The sequence below is a fragment of the Pseudoalteromonas sp. APC 3691 genome (assembly GCF_030408135.1).
GTDB lineage: Bacteria > Pseudomonadota > Gammaproteobacteria > Enterobacterales > Alteromonadaceae > Pseudoalteromonas.
Genome location: NZ_JASDCB010000029.1, coordinates 38384 through 52150, shown reverse-complemented (window position 1 = coordinate 52150; position 13767 = coordinate 38384). Strand labels below are relative to the sequence as shown.

Below are 13767 nucleotides of genomic sequence, written 5' to 3'. Positions count from 1 at the left end.
TGTTTAGTTCTGTTGTTTTTAAGCGATTCATAAGATCACAAAACACCATGAATGTTCCCTCACTACCCACATTTTTTAATACTGTTAGTTCATTGATATGTAAAGGCTAATTCTGGGGATACTTTAGCCTAAAACCCCATCAGAGCAAGATTTAGAATTAATAGATTTTTTTGTACACTTTTCAAGTATCGCTCTTGAGAAAAGTAACGAATTTGCGAAGGCAAAACAGCTTGTCGTTAATTTACAGCACAGTAATGAAAAATTTAAAGCCTTCACCAAAGTAATGCCCGATCTCATCCTCATTTTAAGTGAAGATGGCACATATACCGATGTTTATGGTACCTCTAATGAGTTGCTGCTTGATTCGTCGACGGATCTTATTGGTCAAAATGTTAAAGACCTGCTTCCTCAAAAAGATGCGCAGATGATAATTGACGTTATTGAAAAAACACTCTCGACTAACGAGACGCAAATTTTTGAATATGAATTAGCTGTACCAAAGGGCAATATAGTTTTTGAAGGCAGGGCTGCTGCATTAGATCATTACCACCCCAATAGTCCTACAAAAAGGCACGTAGTATGGATGGCCAGAGATATTTCAATAAAGAAAAAAGCTGAGCAAGAAGTCCACAAACTCGCCTTTTACGATCCATTAACTAAACTTCCAAATAGAAGAATGCTTAGTGACAGATTAAGCGCGTGTGTAGAGAGTATCAAGCGCAATAAAAATATAGGGGCGTTATTGTTTTTAGACCTAGATAACTTCAAGCGTATTAATGATTCACTTGGGCACAGTGCCGGGGATGAAGTACTTGTGGAGCTATCAAAAAGGTTAAGTGCAATAATAAAAGGCTCAGATACACTAGCCAGAGCAGGTGGTGATGAATTTATTATTTTACTTAAACACATAGGGCAAGACACAAAGCAAGCAATCCTAGAATGTAAATCAGTTGCTCAAGAAATTCAAAGGGCTTTTCATGATAAATTCGAATTGGGAAACCTTGCATTCCAAGTAAGTTGTAGCATAGGTATTTGCCTAATTGATAGCGTAAATGCACAGGCTGGAAATATATTAAAATTTGCAAATACAGCTATGTATCATTCTAAAAATAAGGGGGGGAATAGCAGTAGCTTTTACGATCCAGCCTTGCAAACACTGCTCGAAAAGCAAGCAGAACTAGAAACCGATATAGTGAGGGCAATTGCGTCTAATGAGTTTTGTGCTTACTTTCAGCCACAAGTAAATACGCAAGGTAACGTTGTTGGTGCTGAAGCACTCATTAGGTGGAACCATCCTCAAAGAGGGCTGATAGCGGCAAACGAATTTATACCTATAGCTGAGCAATACGGTTTTATTCAAAAACTACAAAATATTGTTTTGCATGATATATGTATTTTAATTAATGAACTTAAAGCAAACGCTATAATTGACAACTCGTTTAGTGTTTCAATTAATATTAGTCAAAGTCAGTTCAATTCATCAAATTTAAAAGGTGAGTTGTTCAACATTATTAATAAATTTGATATTCGAGCATCACAAATTAAGTTAGAAATAACTGAGTCGATGATTTCAAACGATATAGAATATACAATTAAACAAATGAAAGAGCTTATTGCTGCAGGCTTTTTGTTTTCGATTGATGATTTTGGAACTGGGTATTCTTGCTTAGCTTATTTAAGTGCGTTTCCTGTTAAAGAACTAAAAATAGATAAGAGCTTCATTGATAAAATTTTAGACAATGACATTGGTTTTAATATCGCGCAAACAATTATCAGCTTAGGAAAAAGCTTAAACTTAGCGGTAGTGGCAGAAGGTGTAGAAACCGCTGAGCAGTACAATTTACTTAAAAAAATGAATATTGATTCGATGCAAGGTTACTTAATCGCAAAACCAATGGATAACGAGCGCTATTTAAAATGGCATAACGCTAAAAATAAGCCTCACGATCTAATTACTTAAAGCTCAACGCAATTTAAGAGCAATAATCTAACTGCTCATTTTTGTACTGGATTATTTATTGCTCTTATTGATGAAATTTCACAATGCAGTCTCCCCTAAAGATTTTTTTGTTAAACAGTGCTAAGCTACGCCCGCTTAAATATATTATTTAAAGCTTAATCAACTTATAACAATGAATGGAAGCTTTATGCAGTTAGTCGATTTGAACCCTAATGACCCCGATGTAGTCAATGTATTTGATGATATAGACCGACTTATAAACTCTTTATATCCTGTTGCTACCGCGCAGTCTCTGGAGTTAGACGAATTAACCTTACCTAATGTGTATGCTATTGGTTTAAAAACTGATGAAGGTATTATTGCCTGTGGTGCGATCGTAGAGAAATTTGATACTCAGCCTTATGGCGAAATAAGACGTTTATACGTAAAACCAAGTCATCGTGGTAAAGGGCTATCAAGACGTATTATGCAGATTTTATTACATCAAGCTGGCGAGAAGCAGATCCCGTTAATACGTTTAGAAACAGGTCCAAAACAAATAAAATCAATCAATTTATATGAAAATTTAGGCTTTAAACGCTGTAGCAGTTTTGGCTCATATATAGATAATCCACAAAGTGTATTTATGGAGTTAGGGCTTAGCCAATAAGCTTTTTAACGCTACGACATGTTAAACCTCAATATGTCGTAAATATCAGGTCCATGATCATTCGTTTTATTCTAATTTAGAGTAGTTTTAAGAAGCTACTTATTATTGCTTTGCAATAAACGGCATAACCACGCTAATCACTTTAAGAAAGTCTTTTATAGTGATGCAAAAAATACTTCACTGTTTTTCACATCTGTCTTCGTATAAAATCTGCCTCGATAATTAGTGACTAACTTACAAAGCGAGAATTTTTATCTTTTCTAAAAGTAGCAATAAACAAATGAGCGAAATAACAGTAGTAACCCACAATGGTAATTTTCATGCAGATGACGTTTTTAGTATTGCGGTACTTAAACATGTTTTGCCAACGTTTAAACTGGTACGTACTCGCGATAAAGCGCTTATAGAGGGTGCCGACTTTGTAATTGATGTAGGTGGCGAATACGACCCCGAAACTAATCGCTTCGATCATCATCAACGTGGTGGTGCAGGCGAACGAGAAAATGGCATTCCTTTTTCATCATTTGGCTTAGTGTGGAAAAAATATGGCTTAGCGCTGTGTGATGATAACCAAGCCGTTGCTGATAGAGTTGATTCGGGCTTAGTTTCAACAATTGACGCCATTGATTGTGGTCATGTTGAAGGTGTGTCAAAAGGAATAAGCTTGAGCCAAACAATCTCAATGTTTAATCCTACATGGGAAGAAGAAAGTAACTTTGATACCTGCTTTGATGAAGCTGTTGAATTTGCAGCTCGCATGCTCATTCGTTTTATCGCATCAGCTCACGGAAGTGTAAATGCAAAAGAGATTGTTGCCAAAGCAATTGAAAGTGCAGAAGATGCCAGAGTTATAGTGCTTGAAAAATACACTCCGTGGAAAAAAACAGTGCATATTTTATCAAGCGATGCACTATACATGGTTTACCCATCGCATTCTGGGCAATGGATATTACAGACTGTGCCAGTTGAGCCAGGATCGTTTGAGGATAGAAAATCACTTCCTAAAGCGTGGTCAGGCTTATCTGATGAAGCGTTTGTAGATGAAACAGGTATTGATGATGCCGTATTCTGTCACAATGGTTTGTTTATAGCGGGTACCAAATCGTTTGAGAGTACAATGAAGCTTGCCGCAATGGCATTAGCTGAATAAGTAAAATAGCTAAGTAACAACATTTGTATGTTACTTAGCTAATTAAATTACGTGAGAACGTTATGTTTGAAGTAAAAACTATCGCGCTATTTGTCATAACCGCTCTTGCCGAAATTATTGGCTGTTACCTTCCTTATCTTTGGCTTAAAGAGGATAAAAGTATATTACTTTTAATTCCTGCGGCTTTAAGTTTAGGTTTATTTGCTTGGCTATTATCTCTTCACCCTGATGCAGCTGGTCGTGTATATGCAGCTTATGGCGGCGTATATATTTGCGTTGCGCTATTGTGGTTATGGGTTGTTGATGGCGTAAAGCTCACTATGTGGGATGTTATTGGTGGAGCTGTTGCTTTACTTGGTATGGCCATTATTATTTTTGCACCTAAAAGTGTTTAATCTCGTCCAATTTCCTTTTGTTAAAATATCCTATACTCAAATAAATTAAACTGCAGAGATAGGAAGGCAATTATGAATATTTACAAATCACTGCTTTTACTCTTTGGCTGCCTTGTTTTGATAGCTGCTTGTAGCAAAAATCCTTTAAAAACCAATGTTACTACCTCGCTACCTACGCCTTGGTGGGAGCCATTAACGCCTGATGTTGTTATTAATAACAATGAATTTTATTTACAAGGTTGCTCGTGAAGGCAGTATAAAAACAGCAAGCATTGTTTTAAATATACCAACTCGGTTATTGTCTAGTAGCCCAGAAAACCAAAGCAATAAACGCCTTAAATACGATGGCACGTATCTTACATTAACGCTTTGCAGAGTTGCATTTGGCGCTGGTGGCTGCGCAGATGAGCGCTATAAAACTCTCGATTTTGTTAATTGGGAAGAGTACATAGGTATTACATGGCTCAAAAGTGAAAAGTACGAAGCATGGCGCAAACTTGGATCTACATCTTCAAAAGCAGACTCAATAACCAAAGTAGTAATCAATTAAACAAAAACTTATATAGTTCTGGAAGTGAAACTCACCTGCATAGTCCACTATATACTGCTAAATTATAAAGTTAATTAGCAGCTAAGCCTTATTAATTAAGGGCTCGTTGGCTGTGTAATAAAATGGGTATTTGTAATCTTAAAAATTACTCGTTACGAGTAAAAATACTTGTTGGACTTGAATCCCTATTTTTCTTTTAATGCGCGCAATCAGCCGATACTCACTATTGGCATTCATCAAATAAAAGAGAAAGATAAATGAAAGAAACAACATCACTAGAACAAGCTCGTACGAGCTACAATGTTCGTCATTGGAGCCAAGGTTTTTTTGGTATTAATGATCAAGGTGATGTGTATGTTGCGCCCAAGGCTCATGCCCCAGAGCAAACCATTGCATTAACAGATATCGCAAAGCAACTACAAGATAAAGGCTTAAGCTTACCTGCTTTAGTTCGTTTTCCGCAAATTTTACACCATCGTGTACACAGCTTATGCGGCGCATTTAATACTGCGATTGAAAACTATGGTTACCCTAAAGACTACCTATTAGTTTACCCAATAAAAGTAAATCAACAACGTGAAGTAGTTGAAGAAATAGTAGCAAGCCAAGCACAAGTAGAAAAAAAGCAACTTGGTTTAGAAGCCGGCAGCAAGCCTGAACTACTTACAGTATTAGCATTGGCTGAAAAAACCAGCGCCGTAATTGTATGTAATGGCTACAAAGATAAAGAATACGTACGTTTAGCACTTATTGGCGAAAAGCTAGGTCATAAAGTGTATATCGTACTTGAAAAGCTTTCTGAGCTAGATATGGTGCTTAGCCAAGCAAAAGAGCTTAACGTAAAACCGCGCATTGGTATTCGCGTACGTTTAGCGTCGCAAGGTAAAGGTAAATGGCAAGCGAGTGGCGGCGAAAAATCAAAATTTGGTTTATCTGCATCGCAAGTTTTGCATGTAGTTAATCGTTTAAAAGACGCAGGCCAACTTGATTTATTACAGCTAGTACATTTTCACTTAGGGTCGCAAATGGCGAACATTCGTGACGTACGTTTAGGTGTAAGCGAAGCTGCGCGTTTTTACTGTGAGTTACGCAAATTAGGCGCAGAAATTGATTGCCTTGATGTAGGTGGTGGCTTAGCTGTTGATTACGACGGCACACGTAGCCAATCGCATAACTCTATGAATTACAGCTTAGCTGAGTACGCAAATAACATTGTGTACACCATTGGTGATACATGTAAGCAATATGAGCAGCCAATGCCGACTATTATTTCTGAGTCAGGTCGTGCGCTTACGGCGCATCATGCTGTGCTTATTTCTAATGTTATTGGTACTGAAAGTTACATGCCAGAAGAGTTAGTAGCGCCAGCAGCAGATGCACCCCTGTTATTAAAAAACATGTGGGCATCGTTTGTACAGTTAACTGATTTAACGGATGACCGTGCATTAATTGAGATTTATCACGACAGCCAAGGTGATTTAGCTGAAGCGCATAACCAATTTGCACTAGGTTTACTTGATTTATCGCAACGTGCATGGGCTGAGCAAATTAATATTCGTATTTGTTATGAACTTAACAAGCACATGGATAATAAAAACCGTTTTCATCGTCCTATTATTGACGAGTTAAACGTACGTTTAGCCGATAAGTTCTTTGTAAACTTCTCGTTATTTCAATCGCTTCCAGACGCATGGGGCATTGATCAAGTGTTTCCGGTACTGCCATTAAGTGGCTTAACTGAAGCACCAAAAAAACGTGCTGTATTACTTGATATAACCTGTGACTCAGACGGTGCACTTGAGCATTACGTAGATGGACAAGGTATTGAAAGCACATTACCTGTACCAGAGTTTAGTGCTGACAAGCCTTATTTAATGGGCTTTTTCTTGGTGGGTGCTTATCAAGAAATTTTAGGTGATATGCATAACTTGTTTGGCGATACGCACAGCGCCATTGTTAATATGGATGAGCAAGGCGTTGCAAGTATTACCGAAATAAACCAAGGTGACACTGTTGCCGATATGATGCGCTATGTACATTTAGATGTTGAAAGTTTTCAGCAATCATACGAGCAGTTAGTAAGCACTAAAATTGAAAAACACGAACAGCAAAGCGTTTTAGACGAGTTGCAAAGCGGCCTTGACGGCTACACTTATTTAGAAGAGTTATAAGCAATGTCAACTTTGTTTGGTCACGCAGATCACTCATTGTACTCAAATGGGATGACGTTTTTACGTCGTCCTATGGTGCAAAACATTAATGCAATTGATGCAGACGTAGTGGTTTTAGGCTTACCATTTGATTTAGCGACATCGGGCCGTCCAGGTGCGCGCTTAGGCCCTGATGCAATTCGTCGTGCATCGGTTCATTTAGCATGGGAAGACACTAAATACCCGTGGACGTTTCCGTTGTTTGAGCGCTTAAAAGTGGCCGATGCAGGGGACTTTACTTACCCTGTTGGCGACCCTGAGTATTTTACTGCGCAATTAGAAATGGCTGCTGAGCAAATACTTCGTCAAGGTAAAACGCTATTAGGTTTAGGGGGGGATCACTTTGTGACGCTTCCGCTATTACGTGCTCATGCAAAAATACATGGCAAAATGGCGTTAGTACATTTTGATGCGCACACCGATACCTACAGCAATGGATCGCGATTTGATCATGGCACTATGTTTTATCATGCACCAATGGAAGGGCTGATAGATGTTGAGCACAGTATACAAATAGGTATTCGTACCGACTTTGATCAAAGCAAACATGAATTTGCTGTGATTGATGCAATGCAAGCCAACGATTTACATGCAAATGATATTGCAGCGCAAATACTTGAACGAGTAGGTGACCTACCTGTTTACTTAACGTTTGATATAGATTGTTTAGACCCTGCGTTTGCGCCTGGTACAGGCACTCCTGTGTGTGGTGGTTTAACATCAGATAAAGTACTTAAAGTACTGCGTGCGCTAAAAGGTATAAATATGGTGGGTATGGATGTGGTAGAGGTATCACCTTCGTATGACCAAAGCGAGCTTACCGCCATTGCCGCAGCAACAATTGCCAGTGAATTATTGCATTTATGGACGCATAAAAATAAGTACTAATTTTACAAATTAAGTACTACAAAAAAGGGTATGCATTTGCATACCTTTTTTATTTAGAGATATCGATTATTCAACAGCTTAATCTCTTTTAACCAAATAACGCTTAGCCCAATAAGAGGCAAGTTAGTAGTAACAGGGTTAAATGCTTCAATAAGTAATTGTGGCTGCATAACAACTACAGCGAGTAAAAGCCCAATAAGCACTAATATATTTAAAGTGACTAGATGTTTATTTTTATAAAACACAAATAAACACAGTCCAAATATAATTTCGCCAACACCCGCCGAACGTGTAATTAAGTCAGACACTTCTGCTGAAAAGCCAGCACTGCCCGTCATTAACTTTTCAAGTGGCGCTACGTGATAAAGCTTTGGAAAAAAACCGTGGTATATCCAACTTAAACTCACTATGTAGCGAGCAAGTTGAATATAACCACGATTATTTCCTAGCATTGTTAATACGCTCTTGTGCACTTGGATGGCTAGATAAATATTCTAATAAGTTATTCACTTTTTCTAGGTGTTCGTTTTCGCTGGTATGGCTTTCTTGCAGGGCTTCTATTGCATCAGCAAAGTCATTGCTCGAATACCCCAATGATTCTAATTGGGTAAGTGCAAAGCTGTCGGCTTCGCGTTCCATATCACGTGAAAACCCTTGCTGAGCAAACGATGCACCGGTACCTAGCGCAACCTCTGCAACACCCTCTAAATCACCAAATACAACCGCTAATACAATCGTACTTGCGGCAGATTGTGCTGTAATACGTACGCTATGTTGATGCACTACATGACCCATTTCGTGTAGCAATACCGCTTTTAGCGCATTGGGTTTATCGGCAAGTAGATTAGCTAACTCATCGGTGACCACGATACGACCATGGGGCAGTGCAAATGCATTAGCGCCAAAGCTGTCTGACTTATAAAATGATAATCTATAAACCGATTGATCAAGCGATAACGCCTTAAGCATACTTTTGAAATGCGCTTGTACTTTAGCTTGCTGCTCTGCGGGCAGCTCACTTGGGTCAAGCGCAATCTTTTTAATTAATGTAAAGCTCTGCTCACCCATTTGCTCTACAACATTACGTGGCAGGGTATCAACACTGTAAACAGCAATGGCCGGTACGGCTTTATAAAGCACTAACCACATAAACAATGGTGTAAATATGACAGCGGCTAAAATGGTCCATTTACTTTTTTCGAGGCGTTCCATTACGTGATGGTTATTTTCTTTAAATGGCCATCTGTAATTTACATCAAGTGGAATAAAACGACTGCCATCTTCGAAGTCTAGTTCGTCAGCAAGTCCAGCCATTCCCGAACTTAAGTTAAGACTTGTGATTGCGTGGCGAGCAATAACATATTCATCGTCAATAATTTCAATGTGTGTGTCGCTAATAGTTGCCACACACACATGATAATTACTCGATGCTTTGGGAAAAAAATGCCCCTTTACATGCATGGTGAGCTCTTAAGTTAAAGAAAGGTCAATATCGAATACGTTTGCAGCTTCTTCAGCAAATGATGATTGCTGATCCTGCTCGGTATCAATCAGATTCAATGCACCAGGATAAATAGTGACGTTAGTTACATCTGCAAGCATTTTTGATGTGCGTACTTTTGTCCATGGGTATGCAAGCCCTAAAGAGAATACAATAGCCAACATATTAGTGAGTAATAAAACTGCGAAAGGAATTGGTTTTAGCTCTGATTTAAATGTAGCAACGCCTTCAAAATGGCTGTTATCAAAAATGTGATTACGAATAGCGGCGTGCCATACAGCTGAAACAATAGCAATCATCAGCACGTAGGCAATAGTCATAAATATAGGAAGCATAACCATAGCTGCAGAGTTTTCTAAATTTTGTTGATTTTCAATATCTATTAAATTGAGGCCAAATAATCCTAAAATCCCCATAAATACCACCATAGTGATAGAGCTCACTACAAAGCAAATAAGCGCTGTTAGGTAATAGGTTTCGCCTTTTAGATTTACAGTAAGTGGTTTGTCACCGTAACTAATGTTGCTATGGATATAGCTATCAATACGTTTTATAACATAAGGCATTAATAAATAAAGTGTAAATACGCTGGCAATAGGTAAAAGTATAAAGTTAACAAAAGCTTCGCCATAACTGCCTTTAAAAGCAAAGCGAACATTACGATGGCGCGTCATACGTAGATTAAAACGTAAACCTTGGTTAATAATCCATGGCATTAAAAAGATAAAACCAATCGCAATAAACAGGCCTAGTATAGGCATAAAGCTGATAGAGAATGTGTAAATAAAAAACACAATAACCGCTAAAATCCGGCCTTTTAAAATTTGTATTGGCGTTGCTAGATAGTCAAAGCTATGTCCATCTATACGAGTATGGCCGTAGAAGTATCGGTGTGTACGTACTTTAGCCCACGCTGAGTATATGCCGAGAGTAATAACACTAAGTAATATATTTACAATCCAAATGCCAAAAAACTCACCACCTTTACCGCTAAATTGCACTTTACCGCTAAAAATTGGTCCAGCGGGTTCATTTACTGGAGGGTTTGTTTTAGGGGGAGTAGGGTGTATTGATTCCATTAAAATTATATCCATGTTGTTTTTTTGTTAATTTACCTAAATTTGGTGCAAAATTCAATGTTTATAATTACACCACAGTTTTGCAAGTGGCTGATTGAAAGACTATAAGTAATACCAGTAGGCTTAAAACTGTGTGGCTATTAATTTTAAATTAAGCACAAAATTAATATAATCAGTTATCTGCTTTATCGCACTCTACTTTTAACCGTTTTTAAACACGTATGGACTTTTATTATGCTGCAAGCTGTTGTTTTAGGCGGGGTAGAGTTTAGCCCTTTGATTATTTACTTTCCTATCGCTTTTATTTTAACAGCCATTACACGTTTTATATTACATCGTTTAGATTGGCACGACCGTATTTGGAAGGTGGCTTGGTTTGAGGTGTCTTTATTTATTTGTTATTTGGCCTTAACCGTTTACCTACTCAGTGGAAGATAAATTAGATGACAAAATATCTACGTACACTTTTAACCATAATCGTTGTTATAGCCGCTGTATTTGCTGGACGATGGGTATGGACTGATTACATGCATACTCCTTGGACTCGAGACGGCCGTATTCGAGCTGAAGTAGTCACCGTTTCGCCCGATGTGTCGGGATGGGTAACTGGGCTAAACATTAAAGATGGTCAAAATATAAAAAAAGGTGACTTACTTTTTAGTGTTGACAACAAACGCTACCAAGCGGCACTTGATAGGAGTAAAGCGACTACTGAAAATACTTTATACACCTGGGAGTTGGCAAAACATAAACTAGAGCGCCGAAAAGGTTTAAACACTCAGCAAGCAATTAGTGAAGAAGGGCTTGAGTCAACACGCATTAATTCAAAAATAGCAAAAGCCAATTATGAACTTGCAAAAACAGATCAAGCTATAGCTCAACTTAACTTTGATAGAACAAAAGTGTATGCCCCCGTTAGTGGGCAAATTATTAATTTAAACTTACGCCAAGGTAATTACGTAGCTCAAGGCACATCAGTATTTGCCATTGTAAAATCAGGCTCGTTTTACGTTACGGGTTACTTTGAAGAAACTAAAATTCCTTTAATACATGATAATCAAAAAGCTAAAATATCACTGTTAAGCGGTGGCAAGGCTTTAGGCCATGTGATTAGTGTGGGTAAAGCTATTGCAAATACAAACACACAAAGTAATACACAACTTTTACCCGTGGTGCAGCAAACATTTAATTGGGTGCGTTTATCTCAGCGAATTCCTGTTGATATAAAGCTAGATTCGGTGCCAGAGGATATACAACTTAGCGCCGGAATGACCGCCACAATACATCTAAATACTCAATAGGGAGAATGCTTTGGGTGATGTATTGAGGAATTTGTTTTTTCCTAAAAAACAGGCAATTATTTTTGCTGTTAAGGGCGTTATTGCGATGGTAATGGCGCTGACTATTGCTATGTCGCTTAATCTTGATAGACCTTATTGGGCGCTAGTATCAGCTATATTTTTGCAATTACGCCCACAAAGCGGACTCGTTATTGAAAAAGCAATATGCCAAATAATAGGCACCATAATAGGTGGTTTATTTGGCATACTGCTTTTAACCCAGTTAATTCTTTATCCTTATTTAGCGTTAAGTGCACTTGCTTTATGGTTAGGGGTAAACTCTGCGTTATCGGCAATGGTGCGCCAAGCAAACTTTATTTATGCATTTGCTATGGCAGGGGTTACCGCCGCTATTATTGTACTTTTAGTTATGGTTACACCGGCAATGGTGAGCAGTCAAAGTATATTTGATATTGCTCAGGCGCGAGTAAGCGAAATAGTGATTGGGTCGATTTGTGCGGGCATTGTTAGCCATTTATTTTGGCCAGTAAAAGTTAAACATTTACTGCAAGCACAAGCACGGTCGGTTATAAATCAAACTTTAGATTATTTAGTAACGGAACTTGATTCTAAAGGATCGCACGAAAATCGCCATCACCAAATAGATGGCATTATGGCAACGTTAGGGTCTATAAACGAAGACTCTAGCGCAGTGAGGTACGAAGGACCGAAAGGCCCCGGACGCTCGCGTGCGGCAAATCAATTGTCGCAAAAAGTACTTTCTTTACTGGCTTCAATTCAAATAATTGGTCGCCTACAACGAAACCACTCAGACCTCATTACTCCTACATTAGACAAATTAATAAGTAAACTTAAAAACGTATTCGCACAAATTAAAGAATCTGACGATTTTGATTACTGCGCCGAGCAGATTAAAGCCCTGCGCAAAGAGCTAACCGACTATAGAGCAAATACGGTGTGTGATTCGCCATTTGAATCTCACATGCTCAATGTGAGCATGGAAGTGGCTAACGATTTAACAATTTTACTGCGGGCTTACAGAGCTTTAGAACAACGCGATAAAACATTGTTAAATGCACCTAGTATGCTTACATATCGCGACCCATTGGCTGGCATTATAGTAGGGTTCAGAACTGCTTTGGTCTTTTCTATCGGCGCATTTATTTGGGTTAATACAGGGTCTTCAGCTGCATTATTAATAATGATTTTACCGGTGATTTTTTCGATAATGTTAGCGCGAATACCGTTAGCTATTTTGCAGGTGGTAATAAAACGTTTATTGGCAGGTATAATTGTTGCTACTTTTGTGACTGTTTTTTATGCGCTAAATTTACTGTCGCAAAGTGGTGGGCAACTAGAAATATTATTACTTGTATTAGCGGGTCCGTATTTTCTTGGTTTACTGCTTTTAGCTGAGCAACAAACATTGCCATACGGCTTAGGGTTTTGTATTCCATTTACTATTTTGGTTAGACCCAGCACGGATATGAGCCTAGCGTTTTCAATTGATTATACATTAAGCTCTGCAATCGCTATTTTTGCTGGCGTGAGTATTTTATTTTGGATTTTTCAGTTATTTACCGGCCCCAGTGTTCAGTTACTTGTTCATCGTGTTTTTAAAGCAACTTACAAAGATTTACTCGAAATAAATACTCATCAAACTCCTACTATTTGGTATAACCGCCGCATGGCAGATAGATTAATACGCTTAACTAATTATGATCAGGGCTCACACACACGGGCCATTACTGACCTTGCATTAACAGGTTTAAACTTAGGGCATGCTTCAATACGATTAAACTCAATTTGCGAGAACCTTGCTGGTGGTACCACACTCAAATATTTAAATGAGTGGCAACGCACGTTGGCTAGTGCATTTATGTTGGCAACCAAAGGCAAGTTTGATGAAAACTTTAAGCAAGCGTCTGATGATCTTTATAACGAATTAGCAGCAACCGTTGATGATTCAAACCAATTAGAAGCAATTAAAGGTATGTTTATTCGTATTAACCTGACCTTTGAAAGAAGTGCCAGCAAGATTAATTAACCCTATTCGCTGCTTTTCGAGTTCAGATGTTATAACG

General features: G+C 38.3%; 13 protein-coding genes. 10 read left to right on the top strand and 3 right to left on the bottom strand.

The window, feature by feature from the left end; genetic code table 11:
- Positions 1–283: 283 nt before the first annotated feature.
- The 7 genes from QL998_RS11150 (at position 284) to speB (ending at position 7802) form a co-directional block, all read left to right on the top strand.
- A complete protein-coding gene (locus QL998_RS11150) occupies positions 284–1960 on the top strand; it encodes an EAL domain-containing protein (protein ID WP_290192694.1) in 1677 nt (558 codons plus the stop codon).
- 187 nt (positions 1961–2147) lie between these two features.
- Positions 2148–2609 carry a GNAT family N-acetyltransferase gene (locus QL998_RS11145; RefSeq protein WP_290192693.1) on the top strand — a complete coding sequence of 154 codons (462 nt, stop codon included), beginning with the start codon at positions 2148–2150 and terminating at the stop codon, positions 2607–2609.
- A gap of 280 nt (positions 2610–2889) precedes the next feature.
- Positions 2890–3759 (top strand): MYG1 family protein, encoded by an 870-nt coding sequence (locus QL998_RS11140; RefSeq protein ID WP_076924838.1) that lies wholly within the window; start codon positions 2890–2892, stop codon positions 3757–3759.
- Positions 3760–3821: 62 nt separating this feature from the next.
- The gene (locus tag QL998_RS11135; RefSeq protein WP_197185880.1) at positions 3822–4154 is read left to right on the top strand and encodes a YnfA family protein; all 333 of its coding nucleotides are present in this window, start codon (positions 3822–3824) and stop codon (positions 4152–4154) included.
- 202 nt (positions 4155–4356) lie between these two features.
- Positions 4357–4704 carry a hypothetical protein gene (locus QL998_RS11130; RefSeq protein ID WP_290192692.1) on the top strand — a complete coding sequence of 116 codons (348 nt, stop codon included), beginning with the start codon at positions 4357–4359 and terminating at the stop codon, positions 4702–4704.
- Between the two features lie 257 nt (positions 4705–4961).
- Positions 4962–6875, top strand: coding sequence for a biosynthetic arginine decarboxylase (speA, locus tag QL998_RS11125; protein WP_290192691.1), 1914 nt, complete (start codon positions 4962–4964; stop codon positions 6873–6875).
- 3 nt (positions 6876–6878) lie between these two features.
- Positions 6879–7802, top strand: coding sequence for an agmatinase (gene speB / locus QL998_RS11120; RefSeq protein ID WP_007583987.1), 924 nt, complete (start codon positions 6879–6881; stop codon positions 7800–7802).
- Positions 7803–7855: 53 nt separating this feature from the next.
- Here speB and QL998_RS11115 read toward each other — a convergent pair whose 3' ends face one another.
- Genes QL998_RS11115 through QL998_RS11105 form a run of 3 tightly spaced genes read right to left on the bottom strand, consistent with a single transcriptional unit; the run spans position 7856 to position 10382 of the window.
- The gene (locus QL998_RS11115; protein ID WP_182196752.1) at positions 7856–8254 is read right to left on the bottom strand and encodes a DoxX-like family protein; all 399 of its coding nucleotides are present in this window, start codon (positions 8252–8254) and stop codon (positions 7856–7858) included.
- Positions 8241–9263, bottom strand: a complete 1023-nt coding sequence (locus QL998_RS11110; protein WP_182196754.1) for a M48 family metallopeptidase — start codon at positions 9261–9263, stop codon at positions 8241–8243. The genes QL998_RS11115 and QL998_RS11110 overlap by 14 nt, the downstream gene beginning before the upstream one ends.
- Before the next feature lie 9 nt (positions 9264–9272).
- Positions 9273–10382, bottom strand: coding sequence for a YjgN family protein (locus QL998_RS11105; RefSeq protein ID WP_182196757.1), 1110 nt, complete (start codon positions 10380–10382; stop codon positions 9273–9275).
- Between the two features lie 234 nt (positions 10383–10616).
- Between QL998_RS11105 and QL998_RS11100 the strand changes: the two genes are divergently transcribed.
- From QL998_RS11100 to QL998_RS11090, 3 genes are read left to right on the top strand one after another with little or no spacing between them, the layout of a single operon-like run.
- Positions 10617–10820 (top strand): DUF1656 domain-containing protein, encoded by a 204-nt coding sequence (locus tag QL998_RS11100; RefSeq protein ID WP_024600681.1) that lies wholly within the window; start codon positions 10617–10619, stop codon positions 10818–10820.
- A 5-nt stretch (positions 10821–10825) separates the two neighbouring features.
- Positions 10826–11683, top strand: coding sequence for an HlyD family secretion protein (locus QL998_RS11095; protein ID WP_182196759.1), 858 nt, complete (start codon positions 10826–10828; stop codon positions 11681–11683).
- A gap of 10 nt (positions 11684–11693) precedes the next feature.
- Positions 11694–13730, top strand: a complete 2037-nt coding sequence (locus QL998_RS11090; RefSeq protein ID WP_182196762.1) for an FUSC family protein — start codon at positions 11694–11696, stop codon at positions 13728–13730.
- Positions 13731–13767: the final 37 nt, after the last annotated feature.